This window comes from Paenarthrobacter sp. FR1, assembly GCF_051106045.1.
Taxonomy (GTDB): domain Bacteria; phylum Actinomycetota; class Actinomycetes; order Actinomycetales; family Micrococcaceae; genus Arthrobacter; species Arthrobacter nitroguajacolicus_A.
The window spans coordinates 169570-187032 of sequence record NZ_JBPFSF010000005.1 but is presented as its reverse complement, the minus strand read 5'-3'; the positions used below and the strand labels follow the sequence as shown (position 1 = coordinate 187032).

Annotated in this window: 15 protein-coding genes and 2 tRNA genes; 11 read left to right on the top strand and 6 right to left on the bottom strand. The window is 61.3% G+C overall.

What is annotated here, in order from left to right:
• Positions 1–2 precede the first annotated feature (2 nt).
• Genes ACR30Z_RS11890 through rpmH form a run of 5 tightly spaced genes read right to left on the bottom strand, consistent with a single transcriptional unit; the run spans position 3 to position 2555 of the window.
• The gene (locus ACR30Z_RS11890; protein ID WP_434372724.1) at positions 3–551 is read right to left on the bottom strand and encodes a protein jag; all 549 of its coding nucleotides are present in this window, start codon (positions 549–551) and stop codon (positions 3–5) included.
• On the bottom strand, positions 551–1534 hold the full coding sequence (yidC, locus tag ACR30Z_RS11885; RefSeq protein ID WP_144648974.1) for a membrane protein insertase YidC: 984 nt from the start codon (positions 1532–1534) through the stop codon (positions 551–553). Before yidC ends, ACR30Z_RS11890 begins: the two co-directional genes overlap by 1 nt.
• Before the next feature lie 16 nt (positions 1535–1550).
• Positions 1551–2036: a membrane protein insertion efficiency factor YidD gene (yidD, locus tag ACR30Z_RS11880; RefSeq protein WP_144648976.1), complete on the bottom strand. Its 486-nt coding sequence runs from the start codon at positions 2034–2036 to the stop codon at positions 1551–1553.
• Positions 1966–2376 (bottom strand): ribonuclease P protein component, encoded by a 411-nt coding sequence (gene rnpA / locus ACR30Z_RS11875; RefSeq protein ID WP_434372722.1) that lies wholly within the window; start codon positions 2374–2376, stop codon positions 1966–1968. Before rnpA ends, yidD begins: the two co-directional genes overlap by 71 nt.
• 41 nt (positions 2377–2417) lie before the next feature.
• A complete protein-coding gene (rpmH, locus tag ACR30Z_RS11870; RefSeq protein WP_011776797.1) occupies positions 2418–2555 on the bottom strand; it encodes a 50S ribosomal protein L34 in 138 nt (45 codons plus the stop codon).
• 465 nt (positions 2556–3020) lie between these two features.
• On the opposite strand from rpmH, the gene dnaA reads away from it, so the two are divergent.
• From dnaA to ACR30Z_RS11815, 11 genes are all read left to right on the top strand, one after another.
• Complete coding sequence (gene dnaA / locus ACR30Z_RS11865; protein WP_144648980.1) at positions 3021–4439, top strand: chromosomal replication initiator protein DnaA; 1419 nt, start codon at positions 3021–3023, stop codon at positions 4437–4439.
• A gap of 563 nt (positions 4440–5002) precedes the next feature.
• On the top strand, positions 5003–6127 hold the full coding sequence (dnaN, locus tag ACR30Z_RS11860) for a DNA polymerase III subunit beta (RefSeq protein ID WP_144648982.1): 1125 nt from the start codon (positions 5003–5005) through the stop codon (positions 6125–6127).
• 46 nt (positions 6128–6173) lie between these two features.
• Positions 6174–7058 carry a phosphogluconate dehydrogenase (NAD(+)-dependent, decarboxylating) gene (gnd, locus tag ACR30Z_RS11855; protein ID WP_144648983.1) on the top strand — a complete coding sequence of 295 codons (885 nt, stop codon included), beginning with the start codon at positions 6174–6176 and terminating at the stop codon, positions 7056–7058.
• Between the two features lie 22 nt (positions 7059–7080).
• Positions 7081–8274, top strand: coding sequence for a DNA replication/repair protein RecF (recF, locus tag ACR30Z_RS11850; RefSeq protein ID WP_434372720.1), 1194 nt, complete (start codon positions 7081–7083; stop codon positions 8272–8274).
• Positions 8261–8815 (top strand): DUF721 domain-containing protein, encoded by a 555-nt coding sequence (locus ACR30Z_RS11845; RefSeq protein WP_144648987.1) that lies wholly within the window; start codon positions 8261–8263, stop codon positions 8813–8815. The genes recF and ACR30Z_RS11845 overlap by 14 nt, the downstream gene beginning before the upstream one ends.
• A 337-nt stretch (positions 8816–9152) precedes the next feature.
• Positions 9153–11231: a DNA topoisomerase (ATP-hydrolyzing) subunit B gene (gyrB, locus tag ACR30Z_RS11840; RefSeq protein WP_144648989.1), complete on the top strand. Its 2079-nt coding sequence runs from the start codon at positions 9153–9155 to the stop codon at positions 11229–11231.
• A gap of 64 nt (positions 11232–11295) precedes the next feature.
• Positions 11296–13965 carry a DNA gyrase subunit A gene (gene gyrA / locus ACR30Z_RS11835; RefSeq protein WP_144648991.1) on the top strand — a complete coding sequence of 890 codons (2670 nt, stop codon included), beginning with the start codon at positions 11296–11298 and terminating at the stop codon, positions 13963–13965.
• Positions 13962–14669, top strand: a complete 708-nt coding sequence (locus ACR30Z_RS11830; RefSeq protein WP_144648993.1) for a DUF3566 domain-containing protein — start codon at positions 13962–13964, stop codon at positions 14667–14669. Before gyrA ends, ACR30Z_RS11830 begins: the two co-directional genes overlap by 4 nt.
• Positions 14670–14782: 113 nt before the next feature.
• Positions 14783–14856 (top strand) — tRNA-Ile (locus ACR30Z_RS11825).
• 48 nt (positions 14857–14904) lie between these two features.
• Positions 14905–15024, top strand: coding sequence for a DLW-39 family protein (locus ACR30Z_RS11820; RefSeq protein ID WP_310208192.1), 120 nt, complete (start codon positions 14905–14907; stop codon positions 15022–15024).
• Positions 15025–15094: 70 nt separating this feature from the next.
• Positions 15095–15170 (top strand) — tRNA-Ala (locus ACR30Z_RS11815).
• Positions 15171–15377: 207 nt separating this feature from the next.
• On the opposite strand, the gene ACR30Z_RS11810 is transcribed toward ACR30Z_RS11815, so the two are convergent.
• Positions 15378–17372 (bottom strand): beta-N-acetylhexosaminidase family protein, encoded by a 1995-nt coding sequence (locus ACR30Z_RS11810; protein ID WP_434372718.1) that lies wholly within the window; start codon positions 17370–17372, stop codon positions 15378–15380.
• Between the last annotated feature and the right edge of the window lie 91 nt (positions 17373–17463).

Below are 17463 nucleotides of genomic sequence, written 5' to 3'. Positions count from 1 at the left end.
TGCTAGTCAGCCGAGACGACGATGTGGCGGCCGGCGCCTTCGCCTTCGGACTCGGAAACGAATCCAAGGTCAGCTACGGCGTCATGGACAATCTTGCGCTCATAAGCGCTCATCGGTTCAAGGGCAACGGTTCCGCCGGATTCCTTGACCTTGGCCACAGCGTCTTCGGCGATCTGCTGAAGAACGCCGGCGCGCTCCTTGCGGTAACCGTTGATGTCCAGAACGAGGCGTGAGCGGCTTTCCGTGGCGGACAGGACCGAAAGACGGGCCAGTTCCTGCAGTGCCTCCAGGACCTCGCCGTCGCGTCCGACGAGGCTGTCCAGGGCCGCGGACTCTTCATCAGCACCGATGGAGATGTACGTGCGTCCGTTGCGGACCTCAATATCGATGTCGCCGTCGATATCGGCGATATCAAGAAGTTCTTCGAGGTAGTCGGCGGCGATGTCGCCCTCCTCTTCCAAGCGGCTGGCCGTCTTGGACTGCGTCTCCTGGGGCTCTTCCTGCTCTTCAGTCACAGCGGCGATAACTTCTTCGGTGCTCTCGGCAGACATTACTTCTTCTTCCTGTTCTTACGTTGTGGCTGGACGCGCTGGGCCCGGATCTCGGCGGCTGCAGCGGCAGCAGCTTCGGCTTCGGCGGCGGCGTCCGCGGTCTTTTTACCACCCAGCAGCGGGGGCAGGCCCTTGGCGGCGCGGCGCTCCTCCAGTGCCTTGGCGGCAGGGGAACCCGGGGTGGGCATACGGCGGATGACGAAGAACTGCTGGCCCATGGTCCAGAGGTTGGTGGTGGTCCAGTAGATGAGGACACCGATCGGGAAGTTGATGCCACCAATGCCGAACACGAGCGGCAGGATGTAGAGCATCATCTTCTGCTGGCGCATGAACGGGCTGGCCATGGCCTCTTCGGACATGTTCTTGGCCATGATCTGCTTTTGGGTGATGAACTGCGAGGCCGTCATGGCGATGATCATCACGATGCTGAGAACCCAGACAGCAACAGCGCTGTTTCCACCACTCGGATCGCCATGCAGCAGTGAAGCGGACAGTGGCGCGCCGAAGATGCTGGACGAATCGAACTGGACAACCTGTTCGTGGCTCATGGCGCCCACGCCCTGGCCCGCCTTGGCGTTCGTCGAAATACCCGACAGCACCTGGAACAGTGCGAAGAAGAACGGCATCTGGATCAGCATCGGCAAACATGCCGAGAACGGGTTGGTTCCGTGCTTCTTGTACAGCGCCATCTGCTCCTGCGCCATGGCCTGGCGGGAGAGCTGATCGGTCTTGCCCTTGTACTTGGTCTGAAGCTTCTTCAGGTCCGGCTGTAGCAGCTGCATGCCGCGCTGCGCTTTGATCTGCTTGACGAAGACAGGAATCAGGGCGGCACGGATCACCAACACGAGGCCGATGATGGACAGAGTCCACGTCCAGCCGTTCGCGGCGGGCAGGCCAATGAAGCTCAGTCCCTCGTGGAAGCCAACCATGATGATTGACACCAGCCACTTGAACGGAAACATGATTGTTTCAAAGAAGTCCATACGATATCCCTATTCGTTAGGCCGCCGAGCGGCCTTCTTCATCAGCCTGAGCAGCCAGGAACTGGTCCGGGTTGTTCAGTACAACAATTGTGGGCGTCCGGCCTTCGGGCCAGTGACGGTGGCCAGCGGGGACATGGTCCACTCCGCCGGCGTTCCAAGGGTGGCATTTGGCGAGCCTTTTGGCTGCGAGCCAGGTACCCTTCACGGCACCATGCACCGTCACTGCTTCCAAGGCATAGGCCGAGCAGGAGGGAAAGAAACGGCAGACCTGGCCGTACAGGGGCGAAACGACCTTACGGTACGTCTTCAGCAAAAGAATGAGGATGTTGCGGGGCAGGTTCCAGAGAAACGTGCCAACCACCGCCGGCATGGTCCTTTCAGGAACCTTGCCGGAGGGGTCGCTTGAAGAAGGAACGACGGCGGTGCTTATGTCATGCACGCGGTGTCCCTTCCGTTGTGGTGCCGTTGTGGTCCGGCGAAGCGTTGCGTGGAGCTGAGCCACCCAATCGCTTCGTCGTCACTGCCAATGCGGCGTTGTAGTCCGAAAGCAGCTGCTCCCAGCTGGCATGTGCAGCTGCGGGCAGTGCCCGGACCACGACCGCCAGGCCCGTTCCATGCGTATGCAAAGAAAGTGCGCCTACTTGTCTCAGTCTCCTCTTAACGAGGTTCCTGGTCACGGCGTTCCCGACGGCTTTGGAGACAATGAAGCCGATTCGACTCGGCTCCTCGGCCCCGATAGGGGCCGTATATAACACTAAGTTCCGGCGTCCATTGCGGACGCCGGAACGTACAGTTGTTGAAAAGTCGGTAGACGTCCGCAGACGGTTAGGGGTGGCTAGCACCGTCGAACCCGCAAAAAGACCCTGACCGACAAGTCAGTTATTTACGCCGACAGTTCGACGCGGCCCTTGCCGCGACGGGCAGCCAGGATGGCGCGGCCGGCACGGGTGCGCATACGAAGGCGGAAGCCGTGCTTCTTGGCCCGACGGCGGTTATTCGGCTGAAAAGTCCGCTTGCTCACGTTAGTTACTCCAGTGGATCAAAGGTGCGCCCACCCGATCAAAAAAGGGGAAGAACTGGCCGACGCTAAGTTTTGTATGTGCCTGCCGCCGTTGCCTCCCGCACGCTGAACGTACGGACTTACAACTGATCTCAAAAGCGGACACAAAGGACTTCACAACGTTAGGGCAAAAAGGCACCCTCAGTCAAACCGGGAGACTGCCGGAGGCCTATCCACAGCTGTGTCCAACCACCGTTGCCAGCCTGTGGATGAAGTAGCTCACAGGCCGCTTTAGAGAACCACAACCGTGTAATTATCCACAGGCAAGTTCCCAGCTATCTTCTGGCGATTCCATCCCCTAGAGTGGCTCAGTAGCCCATTGTCCACCCGCTGTGTATAACTCTGTGGATTAACGCCCGGAACAGCGACGCCGGAGACACTTCGGCTGCCAGCAACGCCGGCAAGCAAGTATTTAGGAACTGATTGATGACAGTAGACGAAGCCAACCACGCCAACACTGTCGGAAGTTCCTGGCGCAGGGTGCTGAGCCTCATGGAACAGGACGACCGGGTCACACCCCGTCAGCGCGGTTTCGTCATCCTCGCCCAGGCGCAGGGCCTCATCGGTTCCACCCTTCTGGTGGCCGTTCCCAACGAACTCACCCGCGAGGTGCTGCAGACCCAGGTCAAGGATGCCCTGGACGATGCTCTCCGCAACGTGTTCTCCGACGACATCCGCTGCGCTATAGACGTCGATACCGATCTGGTGCCTGTCCACGCAGAGCCGGAACCCGCCGTCGAGCTTTCCGCAGTCCCGGACTTCGCCGAGCCGAAGCCGCAACCTACTCCGCCGAGCACATCGCATGAGTTCGGTCGACTGAACCCGAAGTACATCTTCGACACCTTCGTGATCGGTTCATCCAACCGCTTTGCGCACGCCGCCGCCGTCGCGGTCGCTGAAGCCCCCGCCAAGGCGTACAACCCGCTCTTCATTTACGGCGACTCGGGACTGGGCAAGACCCACCTGTTGCACGCAATCGGCCACTATGCCCGGCGGCTCTACAGCGGCATCCGAGTCCGTTACGTGAACTCCGAAGAATTCACCAACGACTTCATCAACTCCATTCGTGACGACGAAGGCACCAGCTTCAAGACCACGTACCGCAACGTGGATGTCCTCCTCATTGACGACATCCAGTTCCTGGCGGGCAAGGACCGGACGCAGGAAGAGTTCTTCCACACGTTCAATGCCCTCCACAATGCCAACAAGCAGGTGGTCATCACCTCAGACCAGCCACCCAAGATGCTCGCCGGCTTCGAGGACCGCATGACGTCCCGCTTCGAATGGGGCCTGCTGACGGACATCCAGCCTCCGGAACTCGAGACCCGAATCGCAATCCTCCGCAAGAAGGGCCTCAGCGAAGGCCTCTCCGCACCGGACGACGCACTTGAGTACATCGCCTCAAAGATCTCCAGCAACATCCGCGAACTCGAAGGTGCCCTGATCCGCGTCACGGCATTTGCCAGCCTCAACCGCCAGCCGGTGGATGTTGCCCTTGCCGAGATGGTCCTCAAGGACCTGATCACGGATGACGGCGCCCAGGAGATCACGGCGAAGCAGATCCTCGACCAGACTGCTGACTATTTCAAACTCAGCATGGAAGAGCTCTGCAGCAAGTCCCGTACGCGCACCCTGGTGACAGCCCGCCAGATCGCCATGTACCTGTGCCGCGAGCTGACGGACATGTCGCTGCCAAAGATCGGTCAGGAACTCGGCGGCCGCGATCACACCACGGTCATCCACGCGGATCGCAAGATCCGCGAGCTGATGGCGGAGCGTCGTGTGATTTACAACCAGGTCACCGAGCTGACCAACCGCATCAAACAGCAGCAACGCGACTCCTGAAACCACATCGCGTCCGCCACTACATACCTTATTAACAGGTGCATGTGGATAAGCCTGTGGATACTTAAGGGGACAAGCGTCCTTAATGGGCTTAAAACCCTTAAGCCGTCTGTGGATCGTTAAAAATGGCCCTGGGAGTTGTCCCCATCCACACCCTGTTTAAAACCCAGTTAACGCACAGTCCGTGAACAGGGCTTAACCGCGGAACTGCGGGGCGAGATGGGGTTATCCACAGTTTCCACAGCAGTTATTAACACTACGAATCCCAAAAAATTGAAATCCCTCAAATAACAATCTCGTTCTGCCACACTTCGAGCCCGGCCAGCGGCCAGGCCAAGGCCAGCCTGCGGCTGTCCACATACGGGGGGTCCGAGCGTGCGGGGATGGGTTAATCGCGGATCTTCCGGCTAAGCTGTCAGCAGCGCTCCCATCCTTGGGTCTGTTTGTAGTTCGCTGAGTGCGGACCATGCAGGTTCACGTGTCGGACCGCGCAGATTTGGCGGCTTCCAAGCAGGAATCCGCAGCGATGACATGGCAGCAGCAATGAAAGGCGGCACCCTTCCGTGAAGTTCAGAGTCGACCGCGACGTCCTGGCAGAAGCCGTTACGTGGACCGCGCGGTCGTTGTCTCCGCGGCCGCCCGTACCTGTGCTTTCCGGCCTCCTCCTCAAAGCTGAGGCAGGAACCGTAAGCCTCTCCAGCTTTGACTACGAGACCTCAGCACGCTTGGAAATCCCGGCGGACATCGCTGTGGAAGGCACCATCCTCGTCTCGGGACGCCTGTTGGCAGATATCTGCCGCAGCCTTCCTTCAGCGCCCGTAGAAGTTGAGACCGACGGCAGTAAAGTCACGCTTACCTGCCGTCGAAGCAGCTTCCACCTCGCCACCATGCCCGAGTCCGAGTACCCGGCCCTGCCGGCCCTGCCGGCAATCAGCGGAACGTTGCCCGGTGACGCCTTCGCCCAGGCTGTTTCACAGGTGATCATCGCTGCCAGCAAGGACGACACCCTGCCGATTCTCACCGGCGTCCGCATGGAGATCGAGGACGACCTAATCACCCTCCTCGCCACGGACAGATACCGCCTTGCCATGCGTGAAGTCCCGTGGAAGCCGGTCACTCCTGGAATTTCCACCAGCGCGCTGGTCAAATCCAAGACCCTGAACGAGGTGGCCAAGACCCTCGGTGGCAGCGGCGACATCAACCTCGCCCTGGCTGACGACGACAGCCGGCTCATCGGCTTTGAAAGCGGCGGACGCACCACTACGTCGCTCCTGGTAGACGGCGACTACCCCAAGATCCGGTCTCTCTTCCCCGATTCCACGCCCATCCACGCAACAGTCCAGACCCAGGAGCTCGTCGAAGCTGTTCGTCGTGTCTCGCTGGTTGCAGAGCGCAACACTCCGGTCCGTCTCGCGTTCACCCAGGGACTCCTGAACCTTGACGCCGGCACAGGCGAAGACGCGCAGGCCTCCGAAGAGCTCGAGGCCCAGCTATCCGGTGAGGACATCACCGTGGCCTTCAACCCGCACTACCTCGTTGAGGGCTTGAGCGTCATCGAAACCAAGTTCGTTCGCTTCTCCTTCACCACCGCCCCAAAGCCGGCCATGATCACGGCCCAGGCTGAAGCAGATGGCGAAGACCAGGACGACTACCGCTACCTTGTGATGCCGGTCCGTCTCCCTAATTAGTCGGTACCGCACCACGTCCACCCGCATTCGCAGAAAAGAGTTCACTGTGCACATCGGACTGATCGGCCTTGGAAAAATGGGTTTCAACATGCGGGAGCGCATGCGGAACGGTGGCATCGAAGTCACAGGTTTTGACCGGAACCCAGAGGTCACCGATGTTGCTTCCGTGGACGAACTCATCGCTGCACTGCCCACTCCGCGACTGGTGTGGGTGATGGTTCCTTCCGGCGCCATCACAGATGCCGTGGTTACGGAACTTGGCGAGAAACTGAGCCCGGGCGACCTTGTGATCGACGGCGGCAACTCACGTTTCACCGAAGACCAGAAGCACGCTGCTGCACTCGCTGAAAAGAGCATCCGCTTCGCAGACTGCGGTGTGTCCGGTGGTGTCTGGGGCCTGGAGAACGGTTACGGACTTATGGCTGGCGGTGCCGATGAAGACATTGAGCTGGCAATGCCGGTCTTCGACGCCCTGCGTCCTGAAGGCGAACGGGCGGACAGCTTTGTGCACGTCGGCGGCGTTGGCGCCGGTCACTACGCCAAGATGGTCCATAACGGAATCGAGTATGGGCTCATGCAGGCGTACGCCGAAGGCTACGAACTGCTTGCAGCGAAGGACATCGTCAAGGACCTTCCGGGAACGTTCCGCGCGTGGCAAAAGGGAACCGTTGTCCGCTCCTGGCTGCTGGATCTTATGGTCAAGGCACTGGACGAGGACCCAGGGCTGGCCTCCATCGACGACTACGTGGAGGACTCAGGCGAAGGCCGTTGGACCGTGGAAGAAGCCATCGCCAACGCGGTGCCTGCCCCGGCCATCACCGCCGCGCTCTTCGCCCGCTTCTCCTCGCGCGAAGACAACTCGCCGGCTATGAAGATGGTCTCCGCCCTGCGCCACCAGTTCGGCGGACACGCCACACGTCCGGCCAACTAGGCCGCAGGAGTCCAGCAAAGACGTGTACCTCGAACATCTTTCGCTGACGGATTTCCGCAGCTACGCCCAGGTGGACCTGAAGCTGGGCCCCGGCGTGACGGTCCTGGTGGGTTCCAACGGAATCGGCAAGACCAACCTCATGGAAGCCATTGGGTACTTGGCCACGCTCAGTTCCCATCGCGTGAGCACGGACGCGCCGCTGCTCCGGTTCGGTGCTGAACGCGCCATGGTTCGGGCCAAGCTGGTGCGCGGCGAACAGTCCACAGTGATCGAACTCGAGATCAACGCCGGGCGGGCTAACCGCGGGCGGATCAACCGCGGCAATCCGGTCCGGGCCAGGGACATCCTGGGCATCTGCCAAACCGTGCTGTTCGCGCCCGAGGATTTAGCGTTGGTCAAAGGTGATCCTTCCAACCGCCGGCGTTTCCTCGACGAGTTGCTGGTCAGCCTCGTTCCACGGCACGCGGCCACCCGCAGCGATTACGATCGCGTCCTTAAACAGCGCAACGCACTCCTGAAATCGGCACGCACCGGCAAGTTCACGTCCGGCCACGAGGCTACCTTGGACGTGTGGGACCAACACATGGCCCGCGCCGGCGCCGAACTCCTGCACGCACGCTTGGAGCTGGTGGAGCGCCTGCGCCCCCACCTTTACAGCGCCTACGCACAACTCACCGACGGTTCCAAGGACGCCGGCGCGGTCTACCGCTCAACTATCCAGGACATCCTGGACGACGACGGCGGGCCGGCCGACCACGGAACGGAACCTTCGGCGTCGGTTGAGGACCTTGGCCTGCTGTCCGTCGACGATCTGACCGAACGCTATGTCCACGCATTCGCAGCGTCCCGGAAGAAGGAACTGGAACGTGGCATATCGCTGGTAGGCCCACACAGGGATGAACTCGAACTCGTCTTGGGTCAGGCCCCCGCGAAGGGCTATGCCTCACACGGCGAAACGTGGTCCATGTGCCTGTCGCTGCGACTGGCTTCCTACTACGTCATGCTGGATGATGCCCGCACCGGCGGCACGGCTCCGATTCTCATCCTGGACGATGTTTTCGCTGAACTCGATGTCCAACGTCGGCGTAAACTGGCTGCAATAGTGGCCGGTGCCGAACAAGTGCTGGTGACTGCCGCCGTCGATGCCGATATCCCCGAGGAGCTGGCCGGACGGCGCGTAACCGTTGTTCCGGGAGGCATCGATGGCGAAGGATAGCCGCGACGGACTTCAACCGGGCCGCGACCCGGACGAAATCGATGCTGCCCAGGCCGCCCTGAACCGCATGCGCGAGGCTGCTGCTGCCCGTGGCGAAGTGCGTCAACGCGCCCCTCGTCCCGGATCGGCCCCGAAACGCAAGGGCTTGCGCGATACCAGGGGCTTCACGCAGTTTCATGGCAGCGGCCGGGACCCTCTTGGTCTCGGCAAAGTTGTTGGTCGTTTGGTGGCCGAACGTGGTTGGACCTCGCCTGTAGCGGTCGGATCGGTCATGGCCGAATGGGAAACCCTGGTTGGCCCGGACATATCCGCCCACTGCACACCGGAGAGTTTCACCGACACCACACTCCATGTCCGTTGCGACTCAACCGCCTGGGCCACCCAATTGAGGCTGCTCAGCAGCAGCCTGTTGGAGATGTTCCGCAACGAACTGGGCGAGGGCGTTGTCACCAGCATCCAGGTGCTGGGGCCTTCGGCTCCAACTTGGCGAAAGGGCGGCCGCAGCGTCAACGGTCGTGGACCCCGGGACACATACGGCTAAACGGCGTGCAGGGCGTTTCAACGCCCCTGAGTCGTATAGGCCCCCATCGGGACCACCGCAGGGCCATTGCAGATAGGGCCAGCGGCCTCCCATGGGCATATTCAGCTCTCGGCTGCCCCTGTATTTGCAAGGATTCGCGCCTATCCACGATAGAATTGGCGTAGATCACTGAGCGCCGGTGAAACGTCGTTGGGGTCCTGAATACACTCTTGTGCCCTCGGAACCCCCTTCGTCGTAGTAATCGGCGCAATCAGTCACGTGCCCGTTGACGGCCTCGGTTCGCCGTGGACAACTTCGGGAACGGCCGACATCGAGTACAGAGGAGTCGAAAGCGCCTGTGGCTAACGACAATGCAGAGACCTTGGCAGTAGAGCCCGTAGAGGAGACTGTTCCTACGCCTGATACGCCCGCGGAGACGCAAAGGGAGTACGGTGCCAGCGACATCACCGTGCTGGAGGGCCTCGAAGCGGTGCGCAAACGCCCCGGCATGTACATCGGATCCACCGGTCCGCGCGGTTTGCACCACCTGGTCTATGAAGTGGTGGACAACTCTGTTGATGAGGCGTTGGCGGGGTATTGCAGCCACATCGAGGTCACGCTCCGTGCCGATGGCGGCGTCCGTGTTGTTGATGACGGCCGCGGCATCCCCGTGGACATCCACCCCACCGAAGGCAAGCCCACGGTTGAAGTGGTCATGACCATCCTGCACGCCGGCGGTAAGTTCGGCGGCGGCGGTTACGCAGTTTCCGGTGGTCTGCACGGTGTGGGTATCTCCGTGGTCAACGCCCTGTCCCGTCGCGTGGACACGGAAGTCCGCCGCCAGGGTCACGTTTGGCGCATGACATTTGCCGACGGCGGCAAGCCCCAGGGCGAACTCGTCAAGGGTGAGGAAACTGAGCGTACCGGGACGTCCCAGACGTTCTACCCGGACGGAACGATCTTCGAGTCCACCGAATTCGACTTCGAAACGCTCCGTGCGCGGTTCCAGCAAATGGCTTTCCTCAACAAGGGTCTGCGGATCACGCTGACTGACGAACGCCCCGTTGCACGCGAGGGCGATGAGGATCTCGACCTTGACGCCGTCGCGACTGAAGGTGAAGTCGCTGCCGAGCACCGCACGGTGGTGTACCAGTACCCTGACGGCCTGCTGGACTACGTCAAGCACCTGAATTCGAGCAAGAAGGTGGAGATCGTCCACGAGGACGTCATTGCTTTCGAAACCGAAGACACTGAGCGGCACATCGCCGTCGAGGTCGCCATGCAGTGGACCACCGCCTACTCGGAAAGCGTCCACACCTACGCGAACACCATCAACACCCACGAGGGCGGAACGCACGAAGAAGGTTTCCGTGCCGCGATGACCTCGCTCATCAACCGTTACGCACGCGAGAAGAGCATCATCAAGGAGAAGGAAGACAACCTCACTGGTGATGACATCCGTGAAGGCCTGACCGCTGTGATTTCGGTGAAGCTTTCCGAACCGCAGTTCGAAGGCCAGACCAAGACCAAGCTGGGCAACTCCGAGGTCAAGGGCTTCGTCCAGCGCGTCGTTACTGACCAGTTGGGTGACTGGCTGGAGCGGAACCCCGGTCCTGCCCGCGACGTTATCCGCAAAGCTATCTCGGCCGCCCAGGCACGCATGGCGGCCCGCAAAGCCCGCGATAACGCCCGGCGAAAGAGCCCGCTGGAATCATTCGGCATGCCCGGCAAGCTTTCTGACTGCTCCTCCAAGGATCCCTCGCGCTGCGAGGTTTACCTGGTGGAGGGTGACTCGGCCGGCGGCTCGGCCAAGCGTGGTCGAAACCCGGAAACGCAGGCCATCCTGCCGCTGCGAGGCAAGATCCTTAACGTTGAACGTGCGCGCCTGGACAAGGCCCTGGGCAACGCCGAAGTCCAGTCCATGATCACTGCCTTCGGCACTGGAATCGGCGAAGACTTCGATATCGCAAAGCTCCGGTACCACAAGATCGTTCTGATGGCCGATGCCGACGTTGATGGTCAGCACATCACCACCCTGTTGATGACGCTGCTGTTCCGTTACATGCGCCCGCTCATTGAAAACGGATACGTGTACCTGGCCCAGCCCCCGCTGTACCGGATCAAGTGGTCCAATGCGGCCCATGACTACGTTTACAGCGACCGTGAACGCGATGAAACCATCCGGAAGGGCGCTGCGATGAACAAGCGCCTTCCCAAGGACAACGGCATCCAGCGCTACAAGGGCTTGGGCGAGATGGACTACACCGAGCTGTGGGACACCACCATGGACCCGGATCGCCGCACGCTGTTGCAGGTCACCATGGACGACGCTTTGGCCGCCGACCAGACCTTCTCCGTGTTGATGGGCGAGGACGTGGAATCACGCCGTAACTTCATCCAGCAGAACGCCAAGGACGTCAGGTTCCTCGATATTTAGCGGCCCGATCGCGGCAACTGAATATTCCAGAACTGACATATACCTGAAACGGAAACCTTAGATTATGAGTGACGAAACTCCCGAAGTCCCGGCGGATTCCAACGCTGATGACGTCGTCCTTGAAGGCGACGTGCTGACTGACCGCGTGGAGCAGGTGGACCTGCAGACCGAAATGCAGCGGTCCTACCTGGACTACGCCATGGCCGTGATCGTAGGCCGCGCCCTCCCGGACGTTCGTGACGGCCTCAAGCCGGTTCACCGTCGCGTTTTGTACGCAATGTTCGACGGCGGTTACCGCCCCGACCGCTCCTTCAACAAGTGTGCGCGCGTGGTGGGCGACGTCATGGGTACGTACCACCCGCACGGTGACATGGCGATTTACGATGCCTTGGTCCGCCTGATCCAGGACTGGACCATGCGCTACCCGCTGGCACTCGGCCAGGGCAACTTCGGTTCGCCGGGTAACGACGGTGCTGCAGCTCCGCGTTACACGGAAACCAAGATGGCGCAGCTGGCCATGGAAATGGTCCGCGACATCGACGAGGAAACCGTCGACTTCCAGGACAACTACGACGGCAAGAACCAGGAACCCACCATCCTGCCGGCTCGTTTCCCCAACCTGCTGGTCAATGGCTCCTCGGGTATCGCCGTCGGTATGGCCACCAACATCCCGCCGCACAACCTCCGTGAGGTAGCCGAAGGCGTGCAGTGGGCACTGGACAACCCCACCGCCTCGCGTGAAGAGCTCCTCGAAGCACTGTTGCTGCGCATCAAGGGGCCCGACTTCCCCACAGGTGCCACCATCCTGGGACACAAGGGCATCGAGGACGCGTACCGTACGGGCCGCGGCTCCATCACCATGCGCGCCGTGGTCAACGTGGAGGAACTCCAAGGCCGTACGTGCCTGGTAGTTACCGAGCTCCCTTACCAGGCCAATCCGGATAACCTGGCCATCAAGATCGCCGAGCTGGTCAAGGACGGCAAGATCCAGGGCATCGCCGACCTCCGCGATGAGACTTCCGGCCGTACCGGCCAACGCCTGGTGATCGTGCTCAAGCGCGATGCCGTGGCCAAGGTGGTCCTCAACAACCTGTACAAGCACACGCAGCTGCAGGACAACTTCTCGGCAAACATGCTGGCAATTGTCGACGGCGTTCCCCGCACCTTGAGCCTGGATGCCTTCATCCGGCACTGGGTTGCGCACCAGATGGACGTCATCGCACGCCGCACCCGCTACCGCCTGCGTAAAGCCGAAGAAGAGGCGCACATCCTGCGTGCACTCCTCAAGGCCTTGGACATGCTGGACGAGGTCATCGCCCTCATCCGTGCGTCCAATACCACGGAAGCAGCCCGCGAAGGCCTCATGGAGCTCCTGGAAATCGACGAACTCCAGGCCCGTGCCATCCTCGACATGCAGCTGCGCCGCCTGGCTGCGCTGGAGCGCCAGAAAATCCAGGACCGGCACGCGGAACTCGAAGCCATGATCGAGGAGTACAACGCGATCCTCGCTTCGGAGGAACGTCAGCGCCAGATCATCAGTGAAGAACTCGCGGAGATCGTAGCCAAGCATGGCGACGATCGCCGCACGCACATCCTGATGGGCTTTGATGGCGACATGTCCATGGAGGACTTGATCCCCGAAGAGGAAATGGTTGTCACCATCACCCGCGGCGGCTATGTCAAGCGCACCCGCAGTGACAACTACCGCTCACAGCAGCGCGGCGGCAAGGGTATTAAGGGTGCCCAGCTCCGTGGTGACGACGTCGTGGAGCACTTCTTCGTGACCACCACCCATCACTGGCTGCTGTTCTTCACCAACTTGGGCCGCGTGTACCGCGCCAAGGCCTACGAACTGGCAGAGGCCGGCCGAGATGCCAAGGGCCAGCACGTTGCCAACCTGTTGGCGTTCCAGCCCGACGAACACATCGCCCAGGTCCTGGACCTGAGGGACTACCAGCAGGCTCCATACCTTGTGCTGGCCACCAAGAACGGTTTGGTCAAGAAGACCAGGCTGGAAGACTATGACACCAACCGCACGGCCGGTGTTATCGCCATCAACCTGCGTGATGGTGACGAACTTGTCTCTGCCCAGCTGGTCAGCGAGACCGACGACCTTCTCCTGGTTTCACGCAAGGGCCAGTCCATCCGCTTCACGGCTACCGATGACGCCCTGCGTCCCATGGGCCGTGCGACGTCCGGTGTGACCGGTATGAAGTTCCGTGAAGACGATGAACTCCTGGCCGCGGATGTGGTCCAGGACGGTTCATTCGTTTTCATCGTGACCGAAGGCGGCTACGCCAAACGGACCGCTGTGGACGAGTACCGACTGCAGGGCCGAGGTGGTCTGGGCATCAAGGTGGCCAAGCTTGCCGAGGACCGCGGCGACCTTGTGGGCGCTTTGATTGTGCAGGAAGAAGATGAAGTCCTGGTGGTCATGGAAGGCGGCAAGGTAGTCCGCTCGGCCGTCACCGGCGTTCCCGCCAAGGGACGCGACACCATGGGAGTCATCTTCGCCAAGCCGGACAAGAACGACCGCATTATCGAGGTTGCACGCAACAGCGAACGTGGTTTGGAAGGCGAAGAGTCCGAGGACGGACTCGACGATGACGTAACGTTGGCTGCAAACGACGGCGCCTCCGAGGCGACCGTGGAGGCCGATACGGAAAACGACGCAGACCCGGAAATCGAAACGGGCGCGGAGCTGAACGAAGACAATACCGGAGGTAACGAGTGAGTAATTCCGACTCATATCCCAAGCCGAGCACAGGTGTCCCCGGCGGACTCCGGCAGCCCTCGGGCAACGCGCAGGCAGGAACGCCCGCACGGCCGCAACAGCGACCTGGAGCCGGGTCTCCCGGGGCCGGAGCTGCAGGTGCGCGTCCCGCGACAGGCACTAACTCCGCCCAGCGTCCCGCCGGGGCTCCCGGGCAGCGCCCCGCACAAGCAGGCCAGCGTCCCGCCGGGGCTCCCGGGCAGCGTCCTGCCCAGCCCGGCCAGCGTCCGGCCGGCGCCGCTGCCCAGCGACCTGCCCAGCAAGGAGCCCCAGGCTTGGTAAAGCCGGCTCCCAAGGCCAAGGTTCGCCGCGCACGCCTGCTCGTCAGCAAGGTTGACCCGTGGTCCGTCCTGAAGATGGCGTTCCTGCTGTCCGTCGCGCTGGGCATTGTCACTGTGGTTGCTGCGATCGTGCTGTGGACCGTGCTGGACCTGACGGGCATCTTCAACCAGGTGGACAGCCTTCTCGGCACGCTGGCCGGTTCCGAGGGTAGTGGATTCGAACTGAAGAAGATTGCTTCCCTGGGGCAGGTGGCTTCCTTCGCCACCATCATTGCTGTGGTGAACGTGGTCCTCCTGACGGCCCTATCCATGCTCTCGGCCGTTCTGTATAACATTTCGGCAACGTTGGTTGGCGGCGTTGGCGTCACTTTGACGGACGACTAGCAAAAATCCGCGGAAATCCGCCGAAACCGGCGGAAAACCACGGCAAGAAAGCCTCGATTTGAGATCGGGCCGGGATGTGCTGTACAGTCATATCTCGGCCCGATGAGGCATCGGGGCGTATAGCTCAGGCGGTTAGAGCGCTTCGCTGATAACGAAGAGGTCCCAGGTTCAAGTCCTGGTACGCCCACGGAACCTACAACAGGTTCAGGTAAAACTGAACTGGAATGAGGTACTTGTGAAGAAGTTGCTGGTAGTAGTGGCAGCCGCAGTCGCAGGTGTCCTGGTCTATAAAAAGGCCCAGGAATCCGAAGCCCGGAAGGATGTCTGGAGCAAGTCAACCGACAAGGTGGACTAGCCGAGGAGCCCGGTTTGAACTGGTAAATACCGGTCCTGACATGGGGTATGATTGACGGGTTGCTTCTTATGGGGGCATGGCGCAATTGGTAGCGCACCTGCTTTGCAAGCAGGGGGTTCGGGGTTCGAGTCCCCGTGCCTCCACCATAAGAAAAGTCCCGGTCAGAAATGACCGGGACTTTTGCATTTAACGTCCTAACCCTCGCGAACACCCAACACAGCCGGTGCCAGTTTGCTATACCCGCGCCACGCGTTTTCGCCCGCGCCACGCGCTTTCGCCCACGCTACGCATATCCGGGTGTCGCCAGCGAATTTGCGCGTCATCAACGAATGCCCGCGGCCCCAATGGGCTACTCAGCTACCCGGAACCTGTTGAAGCGCCCGGTCCAGGAAGGCCTTGAGCTCGCTGTCCCCCAGCACCGGAGTCACGACGCCCAACTCAAGGGTGGGCTGCGTCTTTGCTGTAGCAGCCGTCAACGCGCCCTGGACATTCCTGCGGGCCATAGTCGCGGCCTGGACATCACCGCGCTTTGCGGCCTCCAGCATGACCAAGGCTTCCTCCACACCGCGTCCATACTGCGCAGCCGCCGTCATCCAGTGGGTAGCATCCGTTGAGAAGCCCGGCTCCGCCATCCTGGGAAGGAGCTCCGGCAGGCGCTGCAGCAGCTCAGCGCGAGCCTTGAGGCCGCCCGAAGGTGATCTTCCGGCGTCGTAGTCTTCCCAAAACTGGTCAATATCACGGCGTAGCTGGGGAGCTGAGGGTGTGAGTGCGTCGTCCTGCCAGTCCTGGTTGAGGTCCACGAAGGCCCTGACAGCTGCTTGGACCTCGGGATCAGGCCCGGCAAGCAGGGAAAGGGCGGCACTCATGGACTTGTCGGGATCATAGCCCGGACCGTTCCATGAGAGATCGGCGTAGTTGAAGACCGCCGGCAGGGAGAGATAGGGCTCAATCATGGGGTTGGTGACGACGCCCCGGACTGACTCATGGAGTTTGGCGTCCCTGCCGATGACAGGCGCCATGAACAGGTGGTCCTGGGAGAAGTCGTTGACGGGATAGTTGTCCCAAATGACCAGACTGCGGGGAGAACCCGGGCTCCCGTAGGTCAGTCCGGCGGTTTCTGCTGAGTCCTGGGTGATACGGTGCGACACGACGTCTTCACCGGTCCACTGCACCACGATCCCCGGGTTCAACGCCTGGCCGAGTTCCCGTTTGTAGGGATTGCTGGCGGATCCGTTGTAGAACGTCGGGACCGTTTCGAGCGGCAGCACGCCCTCGCGTGCAGAGATGAATCGGTCATTCACATCGTTGAGGAAGGAAGCTTGTGCTTTAGCCAGGTTGGCCTGGCCGGAACCGAACGCCCGGAGGTCCTCGGCGCACTGAACTTTGGTGGCGATGTCGTCAAGGGGAATCACGAAGGACCGCACACCCAGCGAATACAACGAGTCAAGCTTGGCCACGGCGTCGTCCAAGTCAGACGAACGCGAATAGCAAATGTCGATCCCCGGGGACAACGCGTAGCTGAACCGGATGTGGTTGTCCGCAGCCGCGTCGATCAGCTCCTGCAGTTCCTGGAGTTCCTGATCCGAGTAGAGGTCCCGCCATTTGTCCCTGAGCAGGGGGTCGTCTTTTGGCGAATAGATGTAGGTGTTCATCTTCTGCCGCCCTGCGAATTCGATAACGTCCAAGCGCGCCTGATGGGACCACGGCGTGCCGTAGAAGCCCTCGATGACGCCGCGTGTTTCCATCAGCGGCCAGTCGGCCACGCGGACCGGAACTACGGAACCGCCTCGGACCAATTGGCGAAGGGTCTGGACCGCGTGGAAGACGCCGTCGCCGTCGCTTCCGGCGAGGACCGCCGTCGGTATTCCTGCAGACTGTCCCGTGGCAAGTGCGTAGCCTTCGGCTCGACCCAAGGCGTCCTGGATCTCCGGGTCGCTGTCCAGCCGCAACGCTTGGAGGGCCGAAGAAACAGTTGCAGCGCTCCCCAAAAAGACGGCAGAGGCTCCTTCTCGTGGCGAAGTGAGGGATGTTACGGCCTCGGCAGTGCCTCCGGCTCCCGCAACCAGGTCCTGAACGGCAGCGATTGACGCTTGATCCGTTCCAGATGGAGCCACGATGTACACGTGGCCGTTCAAAGGAACCGGGCTTCCGGTTCCAGGGCGCGCATGCTGGGGGACTGGGAAGATGTTGGGAACCTCCGTCACCTGTCCCTCAGGTCCGCCGGGGCGGTCCCGCGAAACAACAAACCAGCCGGTGACCACGAGGGCGGCCGTGAGCGCCCCGGCTGCAACCAGCAGCAGGACCGACCGTCTCCGTTTGGTGCCAGCTCCGACGGGTGCGCTGTTCAATCAGGTATCCCCTTGGGTACGCCGTTATCGGCTCACTGGAATGATGAGTCAAGACAATCACACTGTCAGCCCATCAGATAGGGGCAAGACG